The 25,530-nt window shown below is 68.3% G+C and carries 21 protein-coding genes and 2 pseudogenes; 14 read left to right on the forward strand and 9 right to left on the reverse strand.

The window, feature by feature from the left end:
- The first annotated feature begins 49 nt into the window (after positions 1-49).
- From VQH23_RS19625 to VQH23_RS19640, 4 genes are all read left to right on the forward strand, one after another.
- On the forward strand, positions 50-1,003 hold the full coding sequence (locus VQH23_RS19625) for a LysR substrate-binding domain-containing protein (protein ID WP_338662411.1): 954 nt from the start codon (positions 50-52) through the stop codon (positions 1,001-1,003).
- Between the two features lie 62 nt (positions 1,004-1,065).
- Entirely contained in the window at positions 1,066-3,258 is a 2,193-nt protein-coding gene (locus tag VQH23_RS19630; protein ID WP_338662412.1) for a hydroxymethylglutaryl-CoA lyase, read from the forward strand.
- 56 nt (positions 3,259-3,314) lie between these two features.
- Positions 3,315-4,298: a tripartite tricarboxylate transporter substrate-binding protein gene (locus tag VQH23_RS19635; protein WP_338662413.1), complete on the forward strand. Its 984-nt coding sequence runs from the start codon at positions 3,315-3,317 to the stop codon at positions 4,296-4,298.
- A 27-nt stretch (positions 4,299-4,325) separates the two neighbouring features.
- On the forward strand, positions 4,326-4,856 hold the full coding sequence (locus tag VQH23_RS19640; RefSeq protein WP_338662414.1) for a gamma carbonic anhydrase family protein: 531 nt from the start codon (positions 4,326-4,328) through the stop codon (positions 4,854-4,856).
- 169 nt (positions 4,857-5,025) lie between these two features.
- Here VQH23_RS19640 and VQH23_RS19645 read toward each other — a convergent pair whose 3' ends face one another.
- Both VQH23_RS19645 and VQH23_RS19650 read right to left on the reverse strand, forming a co-directional pair.
- Entirely contained in the window at positions 5,026-5,280 is a 255-nt protein-coding gene (locus tag VQH23_RS19645; protein WP_338662415.1) for a tautomerase family protein, read from the reverse strand.
- A 14-nt stretch (positions 5,281-5,294) separates the two neighbouring features.
- Entirely contained in the window at positions 5,295-5,693 is a 399-nt protein-coding gene (locus VQH23_RS19650) for a cupin domain-containing protein (protein WP_338662416.1), read from the reverse strand.
- 178 nt (positions 5,694-5,871) lie between these two features.
- Here VQH23_RS19650 and VQH23_RS19655 point away from each other — a divergent pair.
- The 6 genes and pseudogenes from VQH23_RS19655 to VQH23_RS19680 form a co-directional block, all read left to right on the forward strand.
- A pseudogene (locus VQH23_RS19655) lies at positions 5,872-5,967 on the forward strand (LysR family transcriptional regulator); the annotation flags it as partial.
- Between the two features lie 190 nt (positions 5,968-6,157).
- Positions 6,158-6,724: a LysR substrate-binding domain-containing protein gene (locus tag VQH23_RS19660; protein ID WP_338662417.1), complete on the forward strand. Its 567-nt coding sequence runs from the start codon at positions 6,158-6,160 to the stop codon at positions 6,722-6,724.
- Positions 6,725-6,937: 213 nt separating this feature from the next.
- Entirely contained in the window at positions 6,938-7,891 is a 954-nt protein-coding gene (locus VQH23_RS19665; protein WP_338662418.1) for an amino acid ABC transporter substrate-binding protein, read from the forward strand.
- 470 nt (positions 7,892-8,361) lie between these two features.
- A pseudogene (locus VQH23_RS19670) lies at positions 8,362-8,643 on the forward strand (CHC2 zinc finger domain-containing protein); the annotation flags it as partial.
- Positions 8,644-9,543: 900 nt separating this feature from the next.
- A complete protein-coding gene (locus VQH23_RS19675; RefSeq protein ID WP_338662419.1) occupies positions 9,544-10,797 on the forward strand; it encodes an ATP-binding protein in 1,254 nt (417 codons plus the stop codon).
- 604 nt (positions 10,798-11,401) lie between these two features.
- Entirely contained in the window at positions 11,402-12,214 is an 813-nt protein-coding gene (locus VQH23_RS19680; RefSeq protein ID WP_338662420.1) for a hypothetical protein, read from the forward strand.
- Positions 12,215-12,241: 27 nt separating this feature from the next.
- Here VQH23_RS19680 and VQH23_RS19685 read toward each other — a convergent pair whose 3' ends face one another.
- Positions 12,242-15,406 carry a MobA/MobL family protein gene (locus VQH23_RS19685; protein ID WP_338662421.1) on the reverse strand — a complete coding sequence of 1,055 codons (3,165 nt, stop codon included), beginning with the start codon at positions 15,404-15,406 and terminating at the stop codon, positions 12,242-12,244.
- Between the two features lie 732 nt (positions 15,407-16,138).
- On the opposite strand from VQH23_RS19685, the gene VQH23_RS19690 reads away from it, so the two are divergent.
- A complete protein-coding gene (locus tag VQH23_RS19690) occupies positions 16,139-16,834 on the forward strand; it encodes a hypothetical protein (RefSeq protein ID WP_338662422.1) in 696 nt (231 codons plus the stop codon).
- Positions 16,835-17,791: 957 nt separating this feature from the next.
- On the opposite strand, the gene VQH23_RS19695 is transcribed toward VQH23_RS19690, so the two are convergent.
- From VQH23_RS19695 to VQH23_RS19705, 3 genes are all read right to left on the reverse strand, one after another.
- Positions 17,792-18,718 (reverse strand): DNA-primase RepB domain-containing protein, encoded by a 927-nt coding sequence (locus VQH23_RS19695; RefSeq protein ID WP_338662423.1) that lies wholly within the window; start codon positions 18,716-18,718, stop codon positions 17,792-17,794.
- Positions 18,719-18,773: 55 nt separating this feature from the next.
- A complete protein-coding gene (locus VQH23_RS19700; RefSeq protein ID WP_338662424.1) occupies positions 18,774-19,268 on the reverse strand; it encodes a hypothetical protein in 495 nt (164 codons plus the stop codon).
- A 308-nt stretch (positions 19,269-19,576) separates the two neighbouring features.
- Positions 19,577-19,876, reverse strand: a complete 300-nt coding sequence (locus VQH23_RS19705; protein ID WP_338662425.1) for a helix-turn-helix domain-containing protein — start codon at positions 19,874-19,876, stop codon at positions 19,577-19,579.
- A 102-nt stretch (positions 19,877-19,978) separates the two neighbouring features.
- Here VQH23_RS19705 and VQH23_RS19710 point away from each other — a divergent pair, with 102 nt between their 5' ends.
- Both VQH23_RS19710 and VQH23_RS19715 read left to right on the forward strand, forming a co-directional pair.
- Positions 19,979-20,431 (forward strand): very short patch repair endonuclease, encoded by a 453-nt coding sequence (locus tag VQH23_RS19710; RefSeq protein ID WP_338662426.1) that lies wholly within the window; start codon positions 19,979-19,981, stop codon positions 20,429-20,431.
- A 65-nt stretch (positions 20,432-20,496) separates the two neighbouring features.
- Positions 20,497-21,000 carry an antitoxin Xre/MbcA/ParS toxin-binding domain-containing protein gene (locus VQH23_RS19715; RefSeq protein WP_338662427.1) on the forward strand — a complete coding sequence of 168 codons (504 nt, stop codon included), beginning with the start codon at positions 20,497-20,499 and terminating at the stop codon, positions 20,998-21,000.
- A 968-nt stretch (positions 21,001-21,968) separates the two neighbouring features.
- Here the strand turns inward: VQH23_RS19715 and VQH23_RS19720 are convergent.
- Both VQH23_RS19720 and VQH23_RS19725 read right to left on the reverse strand, forming a co-directional pair.
- Positions 21,969-22,886, reverse strand: a complete 918-nt coding sequence (locus VQH23_RS19720; protein WP_338662428.1) for a dihydrodipicolinate synthase family protein — start codon at positions 22,884-22,886, stop codon at positions 21,969-21,971.
- Between the two features lie 29 nt (positions 22,887-22,915).
- Positions 22,916-23,890 (reverse strand): tripartite tricarboxylate transporter substrate binding protein, encoded by a 975-nt coding sequence (locus VQH23_RS19725; protein WP_338662429.1) that lies wholly within the window; start codon positions 23,888-23,890, stop codon positions 22,916-22,918.
- A 131-nt stretch (positions 23,891-24,021) separates the two neighbouring features.
- On the opposite strand from VQH23_RS19725, the gene VQH23_RS19730 reads away from it, so the two are divergent.
- Positions 24,022-24,939 (forward strand): LysR family transcriptional regulator, encoded by a 918-nt coding sequence (locus tag VQH23_RS19730; RefSeq protein WP_338662430.1) that lies wholly within the window; start codon positions 24,022-24,024, stop codon positions 24,937-24,939.
- Positions 24,940-25,135: 196 nt separating this feature from the next.
- Here the strand turns inward: VQH23_RS19730 and VQH23_RS19735 are convergent, their stop codons facing one another.
- On the reverse strand, positions 25,136-25,417 hold the full coding sequence (locus tag VQH23_RS19735; protein WP_338662431.1) for a hypothetical protein: 282 nt from the start codon (positions 25,415-25,417) through the stop codon (positions 25,136-25,138).
- Positions 25,418-25,530: the final 113 nt, after the last annotated feature.

The raw sequence follows: 25,530 nt of genomic DNA on the forward strand, positions 1-25,530 counted from the left end.
GCGCATGATGGCGCGGCGGCAGGGGGGGAAGCAGGACGGTGAGGGCAGGATGATTACCCCCGATTGGGTCACGCTTCGCATCCTCCTGGCGGCCGCGGAGCTGGGCAGCCTGACCCGCGCCGCCGCGCGCTGCGGCATGGTCACCTCCGCCGCGGCGAAGCGCCTGCAGCAGCTGGAGGCGGCCTGCGGCATGGCGCTGCTGGAGCGCGGTCCGCGCGGCGTGCGGCCGACGCCCGCGGGCGAGCTGCTCATCCGCCACGCCCGCGCCGCCCAGGACGGGCTGGCGCGGCTGGGCGACGACCTGCGCGCCCTGGCGGCCGGCGGGCTGGGCAGCGTGCGGCTGCACGCCACCACCTCCTGCATTGCCGGCCACGGCCTGTCGGAGGCGCTGGCGGGCTTCGCCAGGGCGCGTCCCCGCATCCATGTGGAGCTGCAGGAGGAGACGAGCCTCGTCATCCTGCAGAACCTTCTGGAGGGGCAGGCGGAGATCGGGATCGTCACCATCGGCGGCGCCGTGCCCGCCGGGCTGGAGGCGCATCCCTGGCGCGAGGACCGGCTGCTGGCGGTGATGCGCGACGACCATCCGCTGGCGGGCCAGGCGGAAGTCGGGTTCGGCACGGTGCTGGACGAGCCTCTGATCAGCGCGGTGGAGAGCGGTGCGCTCACCCTGCTCCTGGAGGAGCAGGCGCAGCGCCTGGGGCGCCGGCCGCGCTACCGCTTCCGGGTGGCCGGCACGGATGCCTGCCGCCGGCTGGTGGCCGCCGGCCACGGCATCGCCGTGATGCCGGAGGGCATGGCCCGGCCCTACGAGGCCGCGCTCGGCTTGGCCGGCGTGCCCCTCTCGGATGGTTGGGCCCTGCGCCGGCTGCGGCTGGTGGCCCGCCCGGCGGACCGGTTGGCCCAGCCCGCGCGGATGCTGCTGGAGCACCTGCTGGAGGCGGAGCCGCACCCCGGCCCCAGCGGGAAGCGTTCACCGCCGGTGAAAGCGGCGGCCGCGAAATAGCGCTTCTGCGGCGCTCCCGGCGAAAACAGAATGGGCACCAGGGAAGAACGGCAGGAACGTCCATGGTCACGGTGCGGGAGGTGGGGCCGCGTGACGGCCTCCAGATGGCGAAGCCGGTGATGCCGACGGCGGCCAAGCTGCGCTGGATCGCGGCGATGGTCGCCGCCGGGGTAAGGGAGATGGAGGTGGCGAGCTTCGTGCCTCCCGCCGCGCTTCCGCAGATGGCGGATGCGGCGGAGGTGGTGCGGGCGGTCCGCGCCGCTCATCCTTCCCTGCGGGTGGTGGCCCTGGCCCCGAACCTGCGCGGCGCGCAGAACGCCGCCGCCGCCGGCGCGCAGGCCATCATCCTCCCCGTCTCCGCCTCGGAGGCGCATAGCCGGGCCAATGTCCGCCGCGCCCGCGCCGAGCAGGTGGCCGAGGTGTCGCGGGTGGTGGAGTGGGCGCGCGGGCTGGGCGCCGCGGCGCCCAGCATCGAGGCGGGGATCTCCACCGCCTTCGGCTGCTCCCTCCAGGGCCGCGTGCCGGAGGAGGAGGTGGTCGCCCTCGCGGCGGAGCTCGCCCGCGCCGGCGCGGACGTGGTCGCCCTGGCGGACACGCTGGGCTACGCCACGCCGTCGCAGGTCCGCCGCCTGGTCCGGGCCGTGCGGGCGGAGGTGGGGGCGGAGCGCTTCGGTAACCTGCACCTGCACGACACGCTCGGCACCGCGCTGGCGAACGCCCTGGCCGCGCTGGAGGAAGGGGTGCGCGGCTTCGACGCGGCGCTCGGTGGTCTCGGCGGCTGCCCCTACGCCCCGGGCTCGGTCGGCAATGTCTGCACCGAGGACCTCGTCCACATGCTGGAGTCCGAGGGTTTTGACACCGGCATCGACCTGCCGGCCCTGATCGCGTCGCGGGAGGCGCTGCGGGCCGGGCTGCCGGACGAGCCCCTGCACGGCCGCGTCGCCGCCGCCGGGCTTCCCCGCACCTATCGCCCGGCTCGCGCGGCGGCGCCCGGGGGCGAGGTTACGCCCGCCGCAAGGACGCGCCTGCCGCTGGAAGGCCTGCGCGTCGTCGAGTTCAGCCACATGGTCATGGGCCCGAGCTGCGGCATGGTGCTGGCGGATCTCGGCGCCGACGTGATCAAGGTGGAGCCCGCGCCGGGCGGCGACAACACGCGGCGCCTGACAGGACTGGCGGCCGGGTTCTTCAGCACCTTCAATCGGAACAAGCGCAGCCTCTGCGTGGACATGAAGCGGCCGGCCGGCATCGCCCTGGTGAAGCGGCTGGCGGCGGAGGCGGACGTGGTGCTGGAGAACTTCCGGCCGGGCGCCATGGAGAAGCTCGGCCTGGGCCACGCGGCGCTCTCGGCACTCAACCCGCGCCTGATCTACCTCTCCTGCAAGGGCTTCCTGCCCGGCCCCTACGAGAACCGCGCCGCGCTGGACGAGGTGGTGCAGATGATGGGCGGGCTGGCCTACATGACCGGCCGGCCGGGCGAGCCGATGCGCGCCGGCACCTCGGTCAACGACATCCTGGGCGGCGTCTTCGGCGCGGTCGCCGTCCTCGCGGCGCTGCGGGAACGGGAAGCGACCGGGCGGGGCGGGCTGGTGCAGTCCGGCCTGTTCGAGACGAACATGCTGCTGGTGGCGCAGCACATGGCCGCCGCCGCCATCACCGGCCAGAACCCGCCGCCCTTCGGCGACAAGGCGCTGCCCAAGCCGTGGCCGCTCTACGACGTGTTCGACAGCGCCGATCCCGGGCGCCAGGTCTTCGTCGGCACGGTGACGACGACGCAGTGGCAGGCCTTCTGCGCCGAGTTCGGGCTGGAGGCGCTGCGGGACGACCCCTCGCTGGCCACCATGCAGCAGCTTGCGGCCGGGCGCCCGCGGATCCTGGAGCAGGTGGCCGGGGTGTTCCGGGGCATCCCCCAGGCCGAGCTGATGGCGCGCTTCGAGCGGCTGGGCCTGCCCTTCGCGCCCATCGCCAAGCCCGCCGACCTGTTCGGCGACCCGCACCTCAACGCCTCTGGCGGGCTGCTGCCGGTGGAGATGGCGGCCGGGTCCGGCGCCGCCCTGGCCATGCCCGTGGCCGGCATCCCGGCGCTGCCCGTGCTGCTCCGCGGCGGGCGCACCGGCCTGCGCCGCCAACCGCCGAGCCCCGGCGAGCACGCCGTGGAAATTGCCCGGGAGGCCGGGCTGGAGGAGGCGGAGATCGCTGCCCTGCTGGCGGACGGCACGCTGCACGCGGGGAGCCGGACGGCCATGGCCGCCGAGTGACGCGGCCCGGCCTCGACGCCGGGGGCTGGAAGAAACTGAACGGAGGAACAACCGGAATGACCACCCTGTCCCGCCGCGGCGCGGCGAAGCTTCTCCTCGCCGCCGCCGGCATCGCCGCCGCGCCGCGCGCCTTCGCCCAGGCCTGGCCCTCCAGGCCGGTGCGGATCGTCGTGCCCTTCCCGCCGGGGCAGGCGAACGACATCTTCTGCCGCCTGCTCGCCGACAAGGCTTCCGAGAACCGGTTCCGCGCGAACCGCGTGGTGACGGAGAACCGGCCGGGCGCGGGCGGCACCATCGGCATGCAGGCCGTCGCCCGCGCGGCGCCCGACGGCTACACGCTCGGCTTCGGCAGCCTCGCGAGCCTCGCCATCAACCCCGCCATCATGCGGAACATGCCCTACGACGCGGAGCGGGACTTCGCCCCCGTCATCCGCGTCTTCCAGGCGCCGCTGCTGCTGCTGGTGTCGAAGGATGGTCCGCGCGACGTGGCGGAACTCGTCCGCAGGCTCCGCGCGGGCGGGATGAACTACGGGTCCAGCGGCCCCGGCTCCACCCAGCACATGGGAAGCGAGCTGTTCCTGCAGGGCATCGGCGCCCAGGCGCAGCACATTCCCTACCGCGGCTCCGGCCCCGTGATGACGGACCTGATGGCGGGATCGCTCGGCTTCGTCATGGAGAGCACGGCTTCCGCCATTCCCCTGGTCCGGGACGGGCAGGTGCGGGCGCTGGCGGTGACGGACACCGCGCGCCGGCCCCAGCTTCCGGAAGTGCCGACCCTGGAGGAGGCGACGGGGCTGACGGACGTCACCACCCTCGGCTCCGGCGGGATCGTGGCGCCGGCATCCACCCCGCCGGCGGTGATCGAGACCCTCCACGAGGCCTTCGGGGAGGCAATGCGGGACCCGGCCATCCGCGCCCGCTTCGAGGAGCAGGCCACCACGCCGCTCGCCGAGGGGCCGGCTGGGTTCGCCGCCTTCCTGAGGGCGGAGCAGTCCAAGTGGAAGAGGGTCGCGGAGCGTGGGAAGATCGTGATCGAGTAGGCGAGAGCAGATCAGGGGAGGGTTGGCATGGCACTCTACGCGCTGGGCGGAACGGCACCGTCGCTGCCGGAGGCGGGGCGTTTCTGGATCGCGCCGGACGCGCAGGTCATCGGCGACGTCGCCCTGGAGGAGGATGTGAGCTTCTGGTTCGGCGCCGTGGCGCGCGGGGACAACACCCGCATCGCGATCGGCGCGCGCACCAACATCCAGGAGGGCGCGATGCTGCACTCCGACCCGGGCGCCCCCCTCACCATCGGCGCCGACGTCACGGTCGGCCACCACGCCATCCTGCATGGCTGCACGGTGGGGGACCGCTCGCTGATCGGTATGGGCGCCACCGTGCTGAACAAGGCGCGGATCGGGCGCTGCTGCATCGTCGGCGCCAATGCCCTGGTGACGGAGGGCAAGGAGTTCCCGGACTTCTCCCTCATCGTCGGCGCGCCGGCCAAGGTCGTGCGCGCGCTGGATCCGGCGGTGGAGGGCACGCTCCTCGACTCGGCGGCGCGCTACGTCGCCAACTGGCGCCGCTTCTCGGCCGGGCTGCGGCGGCTGGACTGAACCGGCGGCACGGCGGCGAGGCAGGGCGGGCCGCCCCATCCTCGCCGCGCGGCGCCGTGGTGGTCGATCCAGGGCCGTTTCCGGGAGAGCATCGCGGCGGCCGCGAGGGCGCCGCGTTCCGTCCGGTCCACCACTCCCAGTCGGCAGATCCGCGCCGCGGTCGCGCTGCTCAGCGCCGGGAGAGGGGCGTTCCGGCCAGCGGGCCGTAGCCGGGCATCCTGTAGAGCGTGTCCTGCCGCCCCTGGATGTCCGGCCCGTACACCGCCTCCGTCCACCGGGAGGGCTCGACCTCCTCGATCCCGACCGAGACGGAGGCCTCGTCACTGCCGGCGCCTTCCATGATGGCCCGTGCCACCAGCTCGGAGATCCTGGCCTTCTGCTCCTCCGACCGGCCGGTGAAGAGCTTGACGATGACGTGGGGCATGGATGTCCTCTCCTTCAGCGCGCCCGGTACTGCGCGTCCGTCACGTGCTCCAGCCAGTCCACGGGGGAGCCGTCGAGCTTCTCCTGCACTGCGATGTGGCTCATGGCCGTGGTCGGCGTCGCGCCGTGCCAGTGCCTCTCGCCGGGCGGGAACCACACCACGTCGCCCGGGCGGATCTCCTCGACCGGGCCGCCCTCGCGCTGCGCCCAGCCCAGGCCCTGGGTGACGATCAGGGTCTGGCCGAGCGGGTGGGTGTGCCAGGCCGTCCGCGCCCCGGGCTCGAAGGTGACGAGGGCACCGGCCACGCGCGCCGGCTCGTCCGGCGCGAAGAGCGGGTCGATGCGGACTGTGCCGGTGAAGTACTCGGCCGGCCCCTTGCCGGAGGGCTGGGAGCCCGCGCGCCTGATCTCCATTGCCTCGACCCTTGCTGCTGAACGGACCGTCCGCGCAGGGGTTCTCCCGGGCGGACCAGCTCCTGCGGCCAATGTAATGGGCGGGGTTGTCCCCTATAAGGCGACGGACCGAGATAAGACTCATGAGCGGAGTGTCTCAATGGGCCAGCCGAGCCTGGACGACATCGCCGCCTTCCTGATGGTCGCCCGGGAGCGCAGCTTCACCCGCGCCGCGGCCCAGCTGGGCGTCTCGCAGTCGGCCGTCAGCCACACCGTTCACAACCTTGAAGCCCGCATGGGGCTGCGGCTCCTGACGCGCTCCACGCGGAGCGTCGTCCCGACCGATGCCGGCGAGCGCCTGATCGGCACGGTCGGACGGCGGATGGAGGAGATCCACGAGGATCTGGCGTCGCTGGCCGCGCTGCGGGAAGCCGTCCGGCACCATCCGTGTCACGGCGACGGAGAACGCCGTCTCCGCCATCGTGATGCCGGCCCTGCAGAGGCTGCTGCCGGAGTTCCCGGACATCAAGGTGGAGATCGTCATCGACTACGGCCTGACCGACATCGTGGCCGAGAGGCTCGACGCCGGCATCCGGCGCGGCGAGACGGTGGCGCAGGGCATGATCTCCGTTCCCATCGGGGCGCCGTTGCGGATGACCGTTTTCGGCTCTCCCGCCTATTTCGCCGGGCGGGAGAAGCCGGCGAAGCCGCAGGACCTCACCGCCCATAGTTGCATCGACCTGCGGCTGCCGACCCGTGGCGGCCTCTATGCCTGGGAGTTCGGGACGGCGAGGCGACAGCTGCGGGTCCGGGTCGAAGGGCAGCTCGTCTTCAACAGCACCGCGCTCATCCTCGCGGCGGCGACGGCAGGGTTGGGGCTGGGCTACCTGACGGAGCAGCAGGTCCGGCCCCACCTGCAGGACGGGCGGCTCGTTCGTGTGCTCGCGGACTGGTGCGAGCCCTTCCCGGGACACCACCTCTACTACCCGAGCCGGCGGCAGCAGACCCCGGCATTCTCCCTGTTCGTTGAGGCTCTCCGCCACGAGGGCTGATGCGCCAGGGGCGAGGGCGGCTGCCGATGGCTACGGCGGGCGATCCGCTTCAACCATCATCGCCGCCGCGACGTTGATGCTGCACGCAACGGAGCGACCGTAATGATTTCCCTGCGGCACTTCCTGCCCCACCTCTGCGGTGGCGTGGCCGCTCTTCTCGGCCTTCTCGCCCCGGCTCCGGCCCCTGCGCAATCGCGGCCCGGACCCGCCGCCGTGGAAAGCAGGTCGCCCACGCTCGATGCCGTGCGTGCCCGGCGCCTGCTTCTCTGCGGTGTATCCGGCGAGTCGCCGGGCTTCTCCCTGCCCGACAGCCGCGGCGAGATGCGCGGGCTCGACGCCGACACATGCCGCGCCGTCGCCGCTGCCGCTCTGGGCGATGCGGGGCTGGTGCGCTTTGTCCCCCTGTCGCCGCAGGCGCGCTTCACGGCCCTGCAATCGGGCGAGGTGGACCTGCTGGTGCGCAACACCAGCTGGACGCTGAGCCGGGAAGCCTCGCTTGGCCTGACGATGGCCTGGGTCAACTTCCACGACGGTACCGCCTTCGTCGTGAAGAGCGATGCCGGAGTGACCTCGGCGAAGGCCCTGGACGGCGCCACGGTCTGCCTGCTGCAGGGCACCACGACAGAGCTGGACGTCGCGGCCTATTTCCGGGCCAATGGCCTCCGCTTCACGCCCGTCCTGTTCGGCGGGGTGGCGGAGACCGGGGCCGCCTTCCTGGCCGGGCGGTGCGACGCCTGGGCCAACGACGCCTCTTACCTCGGGGCTTTCCGGGCCACCCAGCCGGACAAGGGGCTGGTTATCCTACCCGAGCGGATCAGCTCCGAACCGGTGGGAGCCATGGTGCGCAAGGGCGATGATCGCTGGTTCGATCTGGTGCGATGGACGGGGGCGGCGCTGGTCGCGGCCGAGGAGGCCGGGGTGACGAGCGCGAACGCCGCCGAGCAGAGGCGCTCCACCGCCGACCCGTCGGTGCAGCGCCTGCTCGGTACGCAGGGAGACCTGGGCGTGGCGCTGGGCGTGGACAACGCCTGGGCGTTCAACCTGATCAGCCAGGTCGGTAATTACGGGGAGATGTGGGAACGAAGCCTCGCGCCGCTGGGTATCGAGCGCGGTGCCAACCGCCTCGCCTCGCAGGGCGGCCTCATGTACGCGCCGCCGATGCGCTGACGGGAGCTTCGGCCGGAGCGGCTGCTCGCTGCGAGGCCGCTGTGCGACACCCGGCCCGAAGGGCCGGGCTGTTGCCGAAGGTGCCGGATGTCCGGAGCTATTCCGCTAATCTGCCATACCCCTCGGGAGGGTTGGCTGGGGAACCTGGACTCCCAACCAGTTCAACGACATGGCTCGCTAATCCAGCACCCGCGGCGCTGTGCTTCGGGCTTGGTGTAGCACCCTGGTGTGACAGGTCCAGAAGGCAAGACCAAGCACCTCGGACAGGGCACCATTCCCGTCATCCTGGACGAGAGGGGATGGATTGCCGAGACGGCATGCCGCGACGGCAGCTACGTCCGTGCCGATCGCTCCTTCCTTCCCGGAGGACTTCCGGTGGGCGCTCTTCCTTAGCCCGCAGTTCCGCACGGTACTGGGGACTGCTAGACTGGCCGCTTCCGTAAGCAAGGTTCGTGTCGGTTGGCGCGCATATGACCCTACCCTCGGCGTTCCTCGACGAGCTCCGCACGCGCACCCCGATGCCATCTCTGATCGGCCGGTATGTCCAACTGACCAGGAACGGCCGGCAGTGGAAGGGCTGCTGCCCCTTCCATAATGAAAAAACCCCAAGCTTCTACGTCTATGACGACCACTACCACTGCTTTGGGTGTGGCGCCCATGGCGATGCCATCGGCTTCGTCATGCAGCGGGAGAAGCTCGATTTCACCCCGGCCGTCGTCAAACTCGCCAGGGAGGCGGGAATGACACTGCCTGGCGCTAGCGACGCCGCACCTCCGACGGGCGCCTCGCCGTCCCCTGCCATCGAGAACCGGTCCGAGTTCTCCGCGCCGCAGGTGGACGCGCTTCTTGCTACTGCCGCCCGCCTGCTGATCCGGGACGCCAAGATCAGCGCGGTATCGGTCCTGGCGAATACCTCAGGCCGCTTGACCCTGGAGCATCACGACAACTGGGACGGCGGCCAGGATACCTGGCTGCTCACGCTGTTCGTCCCTGCCGACGTGTACCTGGAAATGCCGCAGCGCGAGGCGATCGAGAAAGACATCGGCCATGCGCTGTCCACGGCGGTCGCGTCGCTATCGGACAGCGATTTCTTCATCGCAAAAATCGTGACGGCACTGGAGGAAGACTCGGAGTGGCGCGCCAAAGTGATGCACCACCTGTCGGGCGCGGGGATCACCAATCAGGGGCGCGTTCGCAGCGATAACATTGCGGCGCGGCAGTTCGAGGGGCTGCTCTTCCGCTCAGCGCCCGAGATCGAGTTCTACCGCGCCCTGAAACGCGCCGGCGTCCCGTTCGCGCCCCTCTCCGTCGTGCTGAAGGGGGGCGTTCAGTACCGCCGCGTTGAGCCCGACTTCATCCTGTTCAAGGACGGGCAAATCATGATCGTCGAGATCGATGGCGATCTGTACCACAACGAGAAGCCGGCGGCCGCCCATACACGGCTGAAGTTCCTGCTCGACGAGGGTGCCAAGCTGGAGCGCATCACCGCCGACGAGTGCGATACGCCGGAGAAGGCCAGGGAGGCGGTCGAGCGGGTGCTGCATACCATCGAGAAGCACCGCCGGGCGCGGTAGAGCCGCCGGGGAACGGGGCCTTCTCTTTCCCGGTTTGTTCTTTACACTTCGCCCCATCACCACGCAAAGGGCGATTCGGTGGCTTTTAAGCGGCTCGACGCCGAGACGTTCAAGTCGCAACTGCGGCAGTACCTTACGCCGGCGCGCGCGATCGCCAGCCCTCAGCACTTGAAGGGGCGGGCCAAGACGCTCACCCAGATCGAGCGGGCCTTCAATTCAGACGGCAAGCACATCTTCATCTACGGCGACCGCGGAGTAGGAAAGACGTCGCTGGCCCAGACCGCCGCCTACCTTCGGCAGTCGAGCGACGCCCGGCCGCTCCTGGTGAGCTGCGGCGGGGCGCGGTTTCTCGACACGGTGCGGGACGCGGTGAAGCAGAGCCTTCCGGCCGGGGACGCCGTGTTCCAGAAGAAGGTGGAGCACAAGCTGAAGGCGGGGATCGGCGGCTTCGGCTACGACATGACCCGAAGCCTGACCAGCGGCGTCTTGCCGCCGTTCGAGACCCTGAACGACGCGGTGCAGCTCCTGAGCGTGGTCTCCGAGCTGCTCTCCCGCGAACCGGTCATTATCTTCGACGAGTTCGACCAGCTGGCGGATGACGCCGAACGCAAGGTCTGCGCCGAGCTGATCAAGGCGGTGTCCGACCGGTCAGTCGGAGTGCGCTTTATCTTCTGCGGCATCGGGACCAGTCTGGAAGATCTGATCGGAGTGCACCTCTCGACAGGTCGCTACCTCTCCCCGGTACAGCTCGACCGGCTAACCCACGACGCCAGGTGGCAGATCGTCGAGGACGCCGCCCAGGCAATCGGGGTAACCATCTCCCGCCCGCACCAAATCCGCATTGGGCAGATCAGCGACGGGTTCCCGTCCTACGTTCACCTCATGACCGAGCAGATCCTGTGGAGCATGTACGACGATCCCGTTCCGGTCGGCATCTGCTCCCAGGAGCATTTCGCCAGCGGGGTGCGCCAAGCCGTCCAGGAAACCGAGACAACCCTGAAGATCATCTATGACCGCGCTACCCAGAAATACTCCGACGACTACCAGGAGGTGCTTTGGGCCCTTGCAGACGACCACCTGCTGCGCCGCCAGACAACCGACATCTATGAGAAGTCCTACCTTCGCATCATGGGCGAGCGGCGGCATCGGAAGCGACTAACCAAGCGCCAGTTCTCCGACCGCCTCAACAAGTTGAAGACCTCCCGCCACGGGGAGATCATCCTCGGTAAGGGGGCGGGCTGGTACGAGTTCCGCGAGAATATTGTCCGCGGCTATGTCAGGCTCCGGGCGGAGAACGAGGGAGTTCGGATCGGCACGGAGGGGTACGGATGACCGTGCAGTTCCAAGTTGGAATTTCTTTGAAGCACGCCTGCATGTAGTAGATAAGCACTATCCTGTAGATTTTCCCTGTACCTTTTGACGCTGTCCCCTCCACCGTATCCGGCGAATTTCCAATTGCATTGGCCGACCGGGTCGGGTCCTGGTACGCCGAGCAGGTCTCGGTGGGCCATAGGCACGCAGACGGCCTGTACCTGGCGCCGCCGCCGTCACGCAGGTCACGACCCGCCAGCTGAAGCAGTTATCGGCCACATTCCGAATTTCGGTATTTGCATTTGGGGCAGTCAGTGGTTGCAGCGCCCTGAACCCGTGGTGGTCTTGTCCTTCCACCCGCGAAGCCGATCATGCCGGCTGTGATCAATATGCCCGCCCCAAGGTCGTGCCCCGCCACTACCCCCGCCAGATCAAAACCCTAACCCTCCAGCCCTCCGCGCACAGCCGTCCCGTCCGGGTTCGTCGCACTGTGCGATGAGGGCGCCGTACCCGCCACCAAATTCTTGGACTATTTCTTCGCTCGTTGGCACCTTGGTGAGGCTGACGCAACTCCGGACTTCTGTCCGGGGGGGTACGAACGGCAACCGCGCGAGAACGCGCCCGCATGACCCGGCATGGTGCCGGCAAGGAGGGCTCGCTCGTGATCAGTGCTGTCGAAACTGCATGTGCTAACGAGAATCTTGGCGCCCGGATCCGTCGCAACCTAATGGAAGGGTTGGAAGCACGTCAGGCCGGATCGACGGCCCGCTCACGGGCGGACGCATTCCTCACGTCTTCGGCACTCCTGGTATATGAGGTGCTGCGCGCCTCGATGGAGGGGAGCGCACCATCACCGAACCGAGCAGCTACTATCCTGGCAGCTCACGGCCTGGCACTGCCGCGCGGCCGTAGTTTCCACACGAACATAGCTCGAGCGATCATGGGCGCCCAAATGGGCTCCGATCGCCTGGGCCGCGTGGCGTATGCGGCACTCGAAATCCTCGAATCAGGAGTTAACGAGCCTTTGTCCTACCTGAAGGACCATGGCGGTGTTGGGGGCTTGGCAGTTCGCCGAGTACGGCGAATGAACCCGCAGGTCTGTCCTCCCGGACCGCAGGTTGGAAAGGCGTCTCCTGCTGCAGCCGACAGCTTCGTGCTCGTCCGCGCGACGAAGAAGGTGGCTGGCGACCATCTTGCGGTTATCAACGATTGTGCAGTTGCGGAACTCGCCTCTGGTGCTGTTCAGATGTGGATCCTGCCTTTCACGTCTATGTTGATGGAGCTCATCATCGCTCGCGCCGTCGAGCCGCTACGGCAAGCCGATAATCCCGCGGAACTGGTCGTCGCCGATGAGTCGAAGCAGGGGAAGTCGAGGGTAGGTCGGCACCCGCCCCCCGCGCCGTCTGAACTGGTTGACCAGCCGGGTCTGCCATTTTGAGCACCGGCGGGACCTGTCGTCCAACCATCATCGAGCTGCAGGCAACGACCCCGCTCGACTTGGTGCAGGCAGAAGCGGCGCCTCCCATTGACTAGAAGGTTCGTGGACCAGTTCGGCCTGCGCCGACTCCCCGAGCATCTCCTGCTGGCGCGACCACGCCGTGCTCATCGCCTCAGTCCGCATAGCTGCGAAGACAGCGTGACTGACCGGCATCCGGCGAATGTCGAGCGCCCGATCAATCCGCCCGCTGATAGATCTCTCTCCCGAACCCCGAGACGCCAACCAGGAGGTCGCCGTGACGGCGCGGCGGGACAGATCGCTGATCTTCATCCGGGCCGACTGTGAAAGGCCGCCAATCGCAGCCAGCACCTTCACCGCTTGAGTGGCGAACGTCTCGATCTGACCGACCGCTTCAACGATGCCCCGATAGGTAACCCTGCCCTCAGGCGATCGAAGGTACGCGGTTCGCTCGGCCCCCGAGGGCGGCGCGGAGACATGGCGTTCTTGGCGGCCTTTGCCGAACGCAGCTGCCGCTTTTCCGGCCGCCTGGGCGCGTTCGATGACCGCTTCAGCGAGCGTCGTAATTCTCTCAACTACCTCCGTCAGGCGAGCCTTACGAATCAGCGGATCGATCGGCGGATGCCCGGTCAGTTGGCGCATCCGCTCGTAGGCGGCGTCAGCCTGGGCGTTGGTCGCGGCGACCTCCTTTAACTGGCGATCCAGTGCGGGTCCCGGCGGCAGAACGGCGACGCCGGCCATCAGTTCCCATCCGGCCGGCATGCGTCGGATATCGAGTATTCTGTCGATCCGATCTACGGGCTTGGCCGAGGCGGACCGATGCCGGGGTATCCACGACGTGGCTGCCCGGACCGTCGAGGCGAGGGCGTTAATCTCACGACGAAACGGCGGAGAAAACCCGCGGAGCCGACGGGCACCCTCTGCGGCAACCTGCACGGCCCCCTCAAGCGCTTCAATGGCTCTGTCCAGAACGGACCATTGTGCCTTGGCCTCTGTACTCGCGTCATACTGGCCAATGAACTGCATTTCCATCTCATCGGAGCGAGATGCCGCATCGTCGGAAATGGCATGCTTCCGGGCGTGGTCAGTGACGGATCGCCGGAAGCCCGGCAGCATTGGCTCGAGATAGCTAGCGGCAATAATCACGTGCCGGGCTGCCGCCCGTACCGGGCGTAGAACCCGATCCAGGTGAAGAGCACGCTGGATGCCAGGGGTCTTGGCCTCATCCGTTGCGGCCAGCACGTCTTGAACGATCTCGAGACCGGCTTGATGCCGATCACGATCCCCGCCTCCCAGGGAGCCCGCCAGGGCCGCGGCAGTATCGTGGAGCCGCTGGTATAATTGGCTGGTGGGCTCGCGCGACAGCAGCCATCGCAACGCGTCGGCCTCCGGTCCCGCGGGATTGGACGGAATGCAAGTGACCCACGATACTCTGATGCTTCTGACCGGAGGAGCGCCAATGGCGCGGTCGGTGATCAGGCTGCTGTACCAGGAGGGCGCGTCCTCGATCGGACGGCCGGGCAGCCGATTCGATAGCGTGCCCGAGCTCGCGACAGGCGGCACGATCGTGGACGCTGTCGGAATGCTTGTCGCCGGCACTGACGTCATGGTTGGCGTGGTAAGGGGAGCGTCGCCGTCGGGCGTGGCCGTCGTCTGGATCGGCGCCGGCGCGGCGACGCTTGCGGCGCCTACCGACGTCAGCTGCATGTGTACCTCTTCGAGCAACCCCGCAGCGCTGGTAAGGGTGGAGGGTGCCGTCAATGGGGCCGTCCGGCTTGCCCGCCGACACCAGATCGGTGTCGCCGTCCGCAGGCCCGCTGGAAGCGGCACACGGACTGCACCCGGCGTTCGTCCCGATATCCGTTCGCCATCAATTTCGATCCTGACCGAGTCACCGGCCGGGACGGCACCAGACGGCTCGGAGTATGGAGCCGACGCCGGAGTTCCGTCGGTGTCGGACGCCAATTCCGGCAGTGTCGGCGGAAACCCTGTGTCAAGCGGAGAGGGGAGGATGATTGCTCGGCGGTCCCTCTGCTGTTCCGAGCTGCCGACAGGCCAGCTTACGCACGGGGGAGTCACCTGGATCCCGATGCTTCGCAGTCCGACGAGCTGGGCCGCGATCCCGTCGGCCTTCGCTTTCCAGTGCCGCAGACGATCCGTCCAACCCGCCGTCCTCGCGAGTGCGGTCTCATTGTCGGCATTCCGCAGGTGGCGCCTGAGGGTATCGCGAAGGGCCTCGGTTTCGATCTGCTCGTCCGTCATGCCCAGCCGGCGAAGGTCGTCACGCGCGCGCCGATCGTTCTCGAACGCGGTGGCCGTAGGACGGCCGGCGATCTCCTTGGCCGACTCCTTGGCCCCGAGATGCCGGCTTGGAACGACGTCGATACCGAGGGCAGCATAAGAGGAAGGCGAGTACCGCTTCTTAGCGCCCGCTAGCGCCAACTCGTGGTTACAGGCAGCACACCAGGACGAGCGCAGCTCGACGATGAAGCCTCGATCATGGGCCCTGAGGTCGGCTGCTTGCGTCGGCGGTGCTCGATCGGCCGGGTTGGCGGCTTCCCAGTTCTTGACCTCGGCCAACTGCGTCGACCACCGCTGATGGTAACGCGCGCCCCGGCGGGACGTCTGAAGTTGATGTTCAAGCCGCTCGCGAAGTGTCGCCGGGCTCTCAGTACCCCACGGATAACGGCGGCGGCTCTTGTTGACGGCCCCGTCCCGGAGGCCGGTGCGCCGCAGTTCCCTGATGCGGTCCTCGACCGCGGACGCCCTCTCGAGTTTGTCGGACCATTCCAGGATGGCCGATCGGTCCTGTGATCGCTCGATCTGGCCCCGCAGGCGCTTCATCAGCTCCGAGGGCGTCTCCCCTGTTCCCCAGGGAAACTCCCCCGCCAGCAGACGCCGATCCTCATCGGGCGTAAGGACGTCGAAGCTCCAGCCGCCCGGCAGAAGCCGGCCAGGTCGTCCGTAGACGATGATGTGGACGTGCCAATTGCGTGAGTCGTTCCGCAATCCGGGCTGGTGAACGACGGCCCAATATGGATATCCGCGCGAGGTCAGCTCGGACATGCAGAAGTGGGAGAGGATGCGCAGGCGGGCGGCGGAAGATACCTCGTGGGGCAGCTCAGCGATGATCGAGATCTGAAGCGTGGCTCCCTTGCGTTCGAGACGGGCCACCTTCCGCCAGAAGGCGCGCCGGGCCCGGCGTGACGACGCCAGGGTGCCGAAGCTTGCGACGGGCCTACCGTCCACGGGCTCCGCAATGAACAGAACCGCAGACGGTTGTAGGTTTGCGTTGGCGAGGGTGAGAGCCGAGATTTGCTCCACGGCATCCCGGCGCTCAATGTAGCTCTGGTGAGCTGCAGCCCGCGCTATTCCGTTCTTGCCCGGGGGGTAATTCCTGATGGCGAGGTGGACGGGCTGAAGGCCGTCCTTAGAGTGACGTGTGGGGTGCAGCAGCGGGACGGCCGGCATCGCCGCGCCACGCACCACCCCTTCCGTCGATTTGCTTCCACGCCGTGACATGGGTGGAGAGTAGTGCAGGCGATGAAAGACTGAGCGTCGCCGCTCCCCAAGCTGTGCCTCTCATAAAAATATTTCTGCGCGCCCTCGTGAGCCGCTGTCGAGGACCAGCGAGTGCCAGGCTTCTCGCACTGCCAACTACTTGTATCTCCTTGCCAAGTGCGCCGATCGTTCGACACACCGCCTTTCAGGAAGCCTTGATTTTCATAAGGAGTCGACGAGGTCCGTTCACGGGCGAACTCAAGCGCCGGCAACCCCGTGGCCGAGCAGATGCGGCACCGCCGGGACGATGAAAAAATCTGCGCACCTCGGTAGGCAACTCTCTGGCCGTGACGGGCCGCCGACGTTGGCGGAAGGCCGGGGCGGGATCAGAGAGGAGATTGCATAATGAAAGCGAAGAAAAGCGACGGATCGGTGAGGTCGAATGGTCATGGTGGGGTCCGCAAAGGTGCGGGGCGTCCCGCCAGCAAGCTCGCGGACATGACCGTGGTACGAGAGGCGCTCGAGCAGATGGCGACCGTTTGCGATTCTATACCTTTTCTGCTGAAACTTTTCGTGGGCGACTTAGCTCAGATGCTTCAGGAACTCGCGCGAATGGTTGGCCGGCTCGAGTATCAGCTCGCCGGGCATCTTCGGACGATGGACCACAAGCTCGACCGCCTCCAGGATGAACACGAGCGCCAGGAGGTGCGGGAGAAGGCGAAAGAGGCCCGTGCGCTCGAGAGAGCCGCGGCCGATCGCGCAGAAGCCGAAGCTCTTCGGGCGGAACTTGCCGCCGCGCGCGAGCAAGCCGCCGAACTTAAGGCCGAAGTGCTAAGCGGTCGGGAACAACTTGCGACTCTCACGGCCATTGCAGAGGGGTTGAGGACGCATCTGAGCCGGATCCAGCATTCCGTTCGCGAGGTGCCGACGGCGGTGCCGGTCGAAGCGCTGACCGCGGCAGTTCGTTCGGGAGCACGGGATGCCGTGACGGCCGAAATCCGTAATGGGGCCCTCCGCGTGTCGTCTTCACCACCACGCCGGCCGCCGAGTGTTGGACCAGGGCTCGTGCCAGGTCTGCCCCTGCGGTCGCCGCCGGCGTAAACGACCTTCTGCCGAGTGACTGAGCTAGAGTCGAACTAGGGCTCGGCGAACTCGCCGAGCCTTACTTGCATTCGGATGCCTGGCTGGTGCGGCGTGACGACCAGAGCATGAGGGCAGGTGCGCCTGCCGTAAGGTCACTGCGACCCCTCGGCTAACGCCGTCGGTCTTCTGCGGTACAGGGGAACAGGTTTGCAATTTCTTGCCAAGTGCGCCGCACGAGCCGCACCAGATGCCGGTCGCGGACAAGGTTAAAAGATGAATTGGTGGCAAGGCAGGTTGCTCCCGCGCTTCCGGAGATCATCGCAGACTCGTCGGAACCGCCGAATCCAGTGGCCTGCCTCGGGCGGTCGGTTGAGACAAAGGCCTCGTTCAGGATGTCCGCCTCGATGAGAGGTCGCCGTCCCCCCGTCCAGCCCAGGTCAGCGTCGCCCGACCATGAACAATCCTGTTCATGGTCGGGCCGGGCCGGGCCGAGGCCCTGGTCCGATCTGAGCGAGCTGGACCATGAACAATCCTGTGGATGGGGCCGACATCGGCGCCATCCCGCATCAGGCTAGGTTGCCCGCCGCGATCCTTAGCAGGAGGGTGATGACCCGCTCGCTGCTGATTCCTCCTTCCAGGGCACGGGCGCGAGGGACTGAGCCGGCAAGTCCCACGGCAGGGGACGTCCACCATCTCGCCGCACCCGGCCAGACGACACGTTCGAGGATGACGAGGACGTCGGTGAGGTCGGGATACAGCCGGTCCGCCTGGAGTAGATCCGTCTCCCGGCGGGCGAGAATGCTGCGGGTTCGGTCGAGGCGGTGCGCGGCCGCTGGCGGCCATCGTGGTGCGGTGTTTCCATAATCTGATTTGTCGTCGGACTGTTGTTGGAGGCCGATCCCGCCCCGGACCGATGGCTTCGACTGGCACCCGGGGTGAGGTCCCGCCAGGTCCGGGGCGGCGCTGGATCGGTTCCTATCGCTCCTGGGGACCATTACGTCCCGTCCTCCAGCCCACCTGGGCGGTGCGCCGTGCGTATTCCTGTGCTGCTTCGGGCGCCAAACCGCTCGCCCGCTCCCCGGCGAGGATGACAGGCACGATCTGCTCGACGGATACGCCCCTGGAAGCCAGCCGCCGCGCGATGGCGAAATCCGCGCGGCTGCGATCGAGCGTCTCCCCCGATGGCAGGGTACTTATGAGACGTTTCATCCCGTCCGCGTGCTCCGCGGCGGGGGAACGGTCTAGCGAGGAGCCCGGGCACCCGGTGATGGGTCGGTTGGGATTATCCCGCCTCTCGGCCGGAATCGCGCTCGCCTCCTGCAGCAGCGCGGCGGCGCCTGGATCGACGATCGGTCCATCGGCGTAAATCAAGAGGGCGTAGGGGTACAGTCCGGTCTCTCTCGAGAGGTGCCGTGTTTTTCGGTTCGTGAAGCCGGGTAGGCGACCGGGCTGCGAGGCCCGCGCGGCGCAGAGGTCACCGCCGTAGCGTCGGGCCAACAACTTGGCAGCCGCATCGGCCAAAGCGGGATCGACCGACGTCTCGGATATTGTGACCCATGCCTGAAGGGATCCGGGGGAGGACGCAACGACAGCGGCCGGGCGGTGATGGCGGCGGAGCGCGGTGAGGGCATCGGCGTGGAGATCGTCGATGAGGATCTGGCGTGGATCGACGGGCCGGCCGACGATGTGGTGGCCAATTGAATTCAAGCGCCGAAGCCACGGAATGGCGCGGAGCAACTGGTTAAGGCTCCAGCAGCGCCGGTGAGGGGGCGTGCCGGCACCGGGATCGGCCGGAACGACGGTGATGGCGTAGCTGGCCGCAGGTAGGGCGCGGGCCCAGCGATCGACGGCGTCGCGCGTGCGATCCTCCCCGCGGCGCGCGGGGCTGGTATTCGAGGGCATGGGAGATGACTCCGAGAAAGGGTGGCGGCCGGTGGGTGACCGACCGCCAGGGGGATCAGGCGGCGCGGCGGGCGGTCGTGCGGGCCTCAAAGAGAGCCGCGACCCAGCCGCCGCTCGGCGGCTCCAGCACGAGGGGATCGCACGCACCCGCTGGCAGGATGTCGCGGAGGAGGGCCTGGACGCGGCCGCGGGAAGGGCAGCTGCCGTCCCGAAGCGATGCGAAGGCCAGGATGGTCTCGCGCAGTGGATCGGCGGTGACGAGAGCGGTGAGCGCCTGATCAGCCGCGCGCGACCAGGATCCGCCGGGCGCGGCGAACGTCGTGTTGTGGTGGGCGTGCGGCTTGAGCGCCGCCAGAGCGATGGCCTGCAGCGGTCCATCGACCAGGACGAGGCGGGGGCGGCATGGGCCAGGGGTGCGGAAGAGCGACCTTGTTCCCCCGCGGGTGAAGGCGTGGCCGCCGGTGCGGCCGGACTTGATTAGCTCTGACCCGCTCTCCCGGCCGGAGGCGTCGCGGTGGCGACACCAGAGGCCGGCGGGACTGCGGGACACGGCATCGCCGAAAGGCAGGAGGTCAGCATGAAGGAGCGGGATGTGCTCGAAGCCTGGCAGCAGCGGGGAAGGTGACGAGGAGCGGGGCTTACGCGGCGGAAATGGGATCACGGTGAGTCTCCGGACAAACCGGCCGCAGGAACCCCCAACTCCATTCAGGCCCGGATGGGCGAAGGCGGGGGGCGGCCGCGAGCGGCCAACCCCCGCCGGCGCCATCCGGACCGGAACTTGATTTCCCGGGACCAGCGGTCCCGCCGCTCTCGGTCCTCTCTTGATTGCCCTATCCGCGATCGATGCCGGGCGCCCGGTCAGGTGTCCAAAGATCGTCTCAGTGATACGCCGATGACGCTGCCCGTCTGGACCATCGTGACCCCAGCACCCGACAGGGCCGCCACGAGACGTTTAATCGTGGCGGGGCGTCCAGGGACAGGCGCATGGTCCGGCGAAAGCTCGGCCGACTTGATTGTTCTTAGGGACACGCCGGAGGCGACGGCGAGTTCAGCCTGGCTCCAGCCAAGCAGGGCGCGCGCGGCGCGAAGATGGGCCGGCGTCGGTTTGTCGCTCGCGGCCACGCGGAGCCCTCTTGATATCCGGACAGATCGCTGCACCTATAGTGCATATTCCCGGCGCGCCCCAGTTCGCCCGATCGGCTGCGGCCCGCCCCTTTTTCCCCGACATCCTCCATCCGGAGACCATCCATGCCCCCAAGCATGGCGCGGATCCCTGTCCGCGACACGAAGCCGGAGCGCGCGCTCCGCGCTGCCCTCGGCCGCCTTGGCATTGCCGATCTTGAATGCAACGCGGCCCATCTGCCGGGCCAGCCGGACGTGGTCCTTCCGGCGCTCCGCACTGCCGGGTTCGCCCACGGCTGCTTCTGGCATCATCACGAGGGGTGCAAGCACGGACGCGTTCCGGCCACAGCCTACCCTTGGGCGCAGAAATTCAAGTGCACCCGGGCCCGGGACGCTGCCACCCGCTCTGCCCTCGTCACGGCCGGCTGGCGCGTGCTGACGGTTTGGGAATGCGCGCTCCTCGGCCCAGATGCCCTCCCGCAGAACGATCTGGATGGGGCGGTGAAGGCCTTCCTCGGCGGGAAGGCTCCGACGCTGGAGGTCGAAGGGCGCGGCGTGCTTGCGCATGTCGATCATCCGCAGGCTGCCTGATCGGTGTGGCCAGCCTCCTGGGCAGATCGGAACCAATCAGGATCATCGACAAGGAGTAGGGCACCGTGAAGCGGAAGATAGATAAGGAAGCATGCGTCCCCATCCCACATGAGATGGCCGAGGCGCTCGGCCTGGATGAGGGCAGCGAGTTAGATGTGCGAGTCAGTGGCCGGCACATCGTGATTACCCGGGCCGAGAATGAAGATGAGCCGTTCATCGGGTGGGGAACGCCGGACGTCCAATTTGCAGCGGCTGTCGCGAAGTTCGCGAACGACGACCTTCCAGGCCTCACCGCATCGGTTGACGAGGGCATCGCCGAGATGGAGCTCGGATTTGTCGAGGGGCTCCGCCAAGGACTGGCCGCGCACCCCGTGGTTCTGGCGCGGCTGGAGCGGGTCATCGCGGCCGCGATGGAGACCTTTCGCGATCTGAAGGTATCACGGGCGTGGGTTCTGCGTCCGCACCCCTGGCTGGAGTGGCGCTCCCCGATCGCCACCGCGATGACGGAGGAGGGCGCCCTCGTGGTGGAGGGGGTGCTCGGCCAGATCCTGTCTGGCCGAACGGTGTAGTTGGTGCGACCGATGCTGGAGCCCCCGATATTCATCGACGTGGAGGCGAGCGGGCTCGGGCCTGCCGGCTACCCTATCGAGGTCGGAGTCGCGGTGCCCCGACAGGCAATTGGGGGAGGGTGGGAGGTGACCCTCTGGAGTGCGCTGGTCAGAACCCCTCCGGCGTGGCTCGCGGGAGACGGAGGATGGGATCCTGAGGCGGAGCAAGTACACGGCCTCTCCCGGGAGATGCTGGTGCAGGAGGGGCTGCCGGCTGAGGATGTTGTCCGGAAACTCGACCTCGTCCTCAGCAGCCGGGTGGTGGTCACAGACACTGGCGCGGATGGAAGGGACGCTGGCTGGATCGCCGAACTGGGCCGCGCCGCAGGGTGTGTGAAGTGGCCGTCCTCGTGGGCACTAGCACCGGACCAATCCGATACCCTGATCCGGAAACAAGCCCGGGCGGCTGGGACGGGTGCCCGCCTCCTCGCCATGGTGGAGGCCGCTCCGCCGCTGACCCACGCTGCCGCGGAGGATGCGTTCCACCATGCATGGCGCTGGTGCTCCGTCGCGGAGCGGGGGAACGGAGTTGTCACAGTTAGTCCCGCAAGTCGGTATCGACGCCGATGGCAGTGACGGGTGCTGACCTGATGATGCTGACGGATGAGGCCGGGCGCATTGAAGCCAGTGCGTGGGATGGATTGCGCCGGACTACCCCGACCGAACGGCTAGGCCAGCTGAGCAGGAAAGTGGCTGCCGGCTACCACCTACCCCCACCCGCCGCGTTGAGGAACCGCGGGAGGCGGAGAACGCCAGAGAAGATCGCGCTGCTCGAACGAATAGCGACATGTGTGGCGCAAGAGGGCGCCGAAGCGCCCTAGGTTCTCGACGACCTGCCAGGCCCCCGATCATTCCTTTGGGTTTGGCAGGTCGGTCTCTAAGTCAGCTTCTCGCCCCGGGTACTATCCGGTCGCGAAGCATCGTGCGTGTCAGGCGGCTTCTTCGACCGTCTTATCCTGCAGGGCCTCGACCGCGGCACGGATCGCGGCTTGCTGGGCCGGGGTCGCGGGCTTGGTGGGCCGGCGGCAGGTGCCGACCTCCATGCCCTGGAGGGAGAGGGCGTACTTCGCCGTGGCGATGCGGTTGTCGGCGAAGATCGCGTTCCAGAGGCGTAGCATCTTGCGGTGCAGGAGCTGGGCGCGGGCAGTGTCCCCGGCCTTCACGGCATTCCACATCTCTAGGCACTGACGCGGGGCGGCGGAGGCCAGCATGGAAATGACGCCGTGCGCACCGAGCGCCATGGAAGGGTAGAGCAGCGCGTCGATCGCGGCGTAGATGCGGTCGTTCGGGCCGGCTTCGAGAAGGAGGTCGGCCAGCATCTTCAGGTCGCCGGCGCTCTGCTTCACGCCGATCACGCCCGGCTCCTCGCGCATCATTCGGAGGATGAGCTTGGGGGAGAGATAGTTCCAGGGGATGACGTTGTAGACGATGATCGGCACGCCGGCCGCGTCGTACACCTCGCGGAAGTGGCGGATCATCTCCTCCTCGTCGGTCTTGTAGATGTAGTGGACCGGGGTGAGCTGGAGGGCGGAGACGCCGAGGTCGGCGACGGCGCGGGCCTTCTCGATGGCGTCGCGCGTGCTGTTGGCGATGACGCCGGCGATCAGGGGGCGGGTGTCGTCCATCTCCTCGGCGACGGTCGCGGTCAGGCGGCGCAGCTCGTCGGTGGAGAGGTTGAAGCCCTCGCCGGAGCTGCCGCCGACCACGAGGCCGTGGACGCCCTGGCGCAGCATGAAGCGGGCGGCGGCGCGGAGCGCCTTCTCGTCGATGCTCTCGTCCTCGGCCAGCGGGGTGACGAGCGGGGGAAGGATGCCGGTGATCTCGGCGGGGTGGAACAGCTTGGGCATGGGATGGCTCCGGTGTGGGGAGGTGGGGATCAGTTGGGCTCGACGCCGGCGATGCGGGCGAGCTCGGCGAAGTGGGTGATCTGCTGGTCGATGTAGCGGGCGAACTCGGCCGGGGAGGAGAAGGCGACCTCCAGGCCGAGCTGGTTCAGGCGGGAGGCGATCTCGGGGTCGGCCAGGGCCTTGCGGACGGCCTCGTTCAGCGTCGCCACCACCTCTTGTGGCAGGCCAGCAGGGCCGACCACGCCGTTCCAGGTGAGCACCTCGTAGCCGGGCAGGCGCTCGGCGATCGCGGGCACGTCGGGGAGGAGGGCGGAGCGGCCGAGGCTGGTGACGCCGAGCGGCCGGACGGTGCCGGCGGCAATCAGGGGCATCACCTCGAGGATGGGGTTGATCACGGTCTGTACCTGGCCGGCGACGAGGTCGTTCAGGGCCGGAAGGCCGCCGCGGTAGGCGACGGGCTCCATCCGCACCCGCGCCATGGACCCGAGCAGGGTGCCGGCGAGGTGGGGGGAGGAGCCCTGGCCCGCGGTGCCGTAGTTCACGGCGCCGGGCTTCTCGCGGACGCGGGCGATGAAGGCGTCCAGGCTTTGCGCCGGGTAGTTCGGCGCGACGACGAGGACGCTGGGGCTGGTGGTGACGCGGGCGACGGGGGTGAAGTCCCGCCGAGGGTCATAGGGCAGGCTGCGGGTGAGGCTGACGTTGGCGGCGAGCGGGCCGCTGCTGAGGAAGCCGAGGGTGTAGCCGTCGGGCCTGGCGGCGGCGACGGCGGCGGTGCCGATCGCGCCGCCGGCGCCGGTGCGGTTCTCCACCACCACGGGCTGGCCGAGGATGTCCCCGAGCTTGCGGGCGACGATGCGGCCGGAGACGTCGTTGTTGCCCCCTGCGGCGAAGGGCACGACGAGGGTGACGGGGCGGTTGGGATAGGGGGCCTCGGCCGCGGCGGACGCGGCCTGGAAGCAGAGCAGGCCGAAGAAGGCGCGCCTGGCCCATCCTGAAGGTGACATCGTCCCTCTCCCTGTAAACCGGCCTTAACCGCCGCTCTTGTGTTGCCCGGAGGGTAGGGAGCGGAAACTCGGCGCGTCTATTCGATTGTTGGACCCGCATGTAAACCAGCGGGAAACACCAGGGGTCGTCCATGCTCCAGCACCTGCGCTTCCGCCAGCTCGAGATGGTGCGGCTGCTGCTGGAGACCGGGAGCGTGCGGGCGGCGGCGCGGGCGATGAACATGACGCCGCCGGCGCTCAGCAAGAGCCTGCGCGAGGTGGAGGCAATCGTCGGCAGGCCGCTGTTCGAGCGCACGGCGCGCGGGATCGCGGCGACGGCCGCCGGGCACGACTTCGTGCGGCACGCGCGGGTATTGCTGCAGGGATTGGAGGAGCTGCGGGACTGCGGCCAGACCGTGGGCGGAAAGGCGAGGCCGGTGCTGCGGGTGGGGGCGGCGCCCTTCATCAACTGGCGCATCATGCCGGGCGTACTGCAAGGGTTGGCGCGGGTTGAGGAGCGGCCCCGGATCCAGTTGATCGAGGGGCGGATCATCACCCTGGCGGACCAGCTGGTGAACGGGGAACTCGACGCGATCCTGACGCTGTTCACGCCGGAGGCGCTGCAGGTGCTGGAGCAGGACGCGCTGGTGCTCGACCAGATCTACGCGGAGCGGACGCTCGTCGTCGCGGGGGCAGGGCACCCGCTGGCCGATCATGAAGCGACCTGGGCGCGGCTGGCGGAGGAGGACTGGATCCTTCCGCCCCAGACCTTCTCCCAGCGGCTAATTGTCCAGCGCGGCTGTCTGGAAGCGGGGGTACTGCCGCCGGAGCCTGCGATCGAGACGAGCAACATCCCGGCCATGCTGCGGATGGCAATGGCGGGGCTGGGCCTCGCAGTCACCTTCGAGTCCACGGTGCGGGAGGATCTCGCGGAGAAGAGGCTGCGAGTCGTGCGGATTGAAGGCGAACTGCCCGCAGTGCCGATCGGGCTGGCGAGCCGGCGGACGCGGGCGGATCCACGGCCGCTACAGGCTTTGCGAGAGGCTATCCGGGGCTATGCAGCGCGGTGATGCCCCTGGTGCCACGGCCAACCTGAAGCCGCGGCGAAGGCTGCGGTCAGACCTGCTTTCCCCCAAGCGGAGCTTAGCGGCGTGTGATCAGGGCGCGCCTCAAGGGCGCGCCGGCGGTTTGGACGTTCCATTATCGAGATGAGCGTTCTCTTCCGATCCTGCAGGCCGAACCGGTCAGGAAAACGCGCGCGACCTGTTAGTCTGAACCCAAGAGCCCGCGCGGCGCCGACCCCTTCCGGGCCAGTAGGCGCTCGCCGAAGCCGTCATCCTCAAGGACCACCTTCGCCAGGGCATAGGTCAGCAGCTCCGCGGGATCAGTGATGCCAGTCAACTTCATGGCGGTATCAATGAGCGGCTTGGAAAATTCGCCACCGAAAGCGCGGAGCTTCGGCCCCTTCAGAAGGCCGGCGTCAGAGGCCGTCTGCCACAAGCCCGCCTGCCGAGGCGTCGTGCTGGGGCACGATACCGGATCAGTCATGCTCCCCTCCAAAAGGCATCAACTTGATTTGTGATTTACGGGGCGTGTAGTCAGACCGCGAGGAGCAAGCAGCATAAGAAGCAGTCCTGAGAAGATTGGACGCGACGGAAAGC

The sequence above is a fragment of the Pararoseomonas sp. SCSIO 73927 genome (assembly GCF_037040815.1).
In the GTDB taxonomy this organism is placed as follows: Bacteria; Pseudomonadota; Alphaproteobacteria; order Acetobacterales; family Acetobacteraceae; genus Roseomonas.

Excerpts from the sequence above, each read along its gene's own strand:
- VQH23_RS19720 (WP_338662428.1), bottom strand. The coding sequence starts at position 22,886 with ATGCCCAAGCTGTTCCACCCCGCCGAGATCACCGGCATCCTTCCCCCG.
- VQH23_RS19710 (WP_338662426.1), top strand. The coding sequence starts at position 19,979 with ATGGCGCGGATCCCTGTCCGCGACACGAAGCCGGAGCGCGCGCTCCGC.
- VQH23_RS19640 (WP_338662414.1), top strand. The coding sequence starts at position 4,326 with ATGGCACTCTACGCGCTGGGCGGAACGGCACCGTCGCTGCCGGAGGCG.
- VQH23_RS19690 (WP_338662422.1), top strand. The coding sequence starts at position 16,139 with ATGAAAGCGAAGAAAAGCGACGGATCGGTGAGGTCGAATGGTCATGGT.
- VQH23_RS19725 (WP_338662429.1), bottom strand. The coding sequence starts at position 23,890 with ATGTCACCTTCAGGATGGGCCAGGCGCGCCTTCTTCGGCCTGCTCTGC.
- VQH23_RS19650 (WP_338662416.1), bottom strand. The coding sequence starts at position 5,693 with ATGGAGATCAGGCGCGCGGGCTCCCAGCCCTCCGGCAAGGGGCCGGCC.
- VQH23_RS19730 (WP_338662430.1), top strand. The coding sequence starts at position 24,022 with ATGCTCCAGCACCTGCGCTTCCGCCAGCTCGAGATGGTGCGGCTGCTG.
- VQH23_RS19625 (WP_338662411.1), top strand. The coding sequence starts at position 50 with ATGATTACCCCCGATTGGGTCACGCTTCGCATCCTCCTGGCGGCCGCG.
- VQH23_RS19695 (WP_338662423.1), bottom strand. The coding sequence starts at position 18,718 with ATGCCCTCGAATACCAGCCCCGCGCGCCGCGGGGAGGATCGCACGCGC.
- VQH23_RS19630 (WP_338662412.1), top strand. The coding sequence starts at position 1,066 with ATGGTCACGGTGCGGGAGGTGGGGCCGCGTGACGGCCTCCAGATGGCG.
- VQH23_RS19735 (WP_338662431.1), bottom strand. The coding sequence starts at position 25,417 with ATGACTGATCCGGTATCGTGCCCCAGCACGACGCCTCGGCAGGCGGGC.
- VQH23_RS19645 (WP_338662415.1), bottom strand. The coding sequence starts at position 5,280 with ATGCCCCACGTCATCGTCAAGCTCTTCACCGGCCGGTCGGAGGAGCAG.
- VQH23_RS19680 (WP_338662420.1), top strand. The coding sequence starts at position 11,402 with ATGACCCGGCATGGTGCCGGCAAGGAGGGCTCGCTCGTGATCAGTGCT.
- VQH23_RS19635 (WP_338662413.1), top strand. The coding sequence starts at position 3,315 with ATGACCACCCTGTCCCGCCGCGGCGCGGCGAAGCTTCTCCTCGCCGCC.
- VQH23_RS19660 (WP_338662417.1), top strand. The coding sequence starts at position 6,158 with ATGCCGGCCCTGCAGAGGCTGCTGCCGGAGTTCCCGGACATCAAGGTG.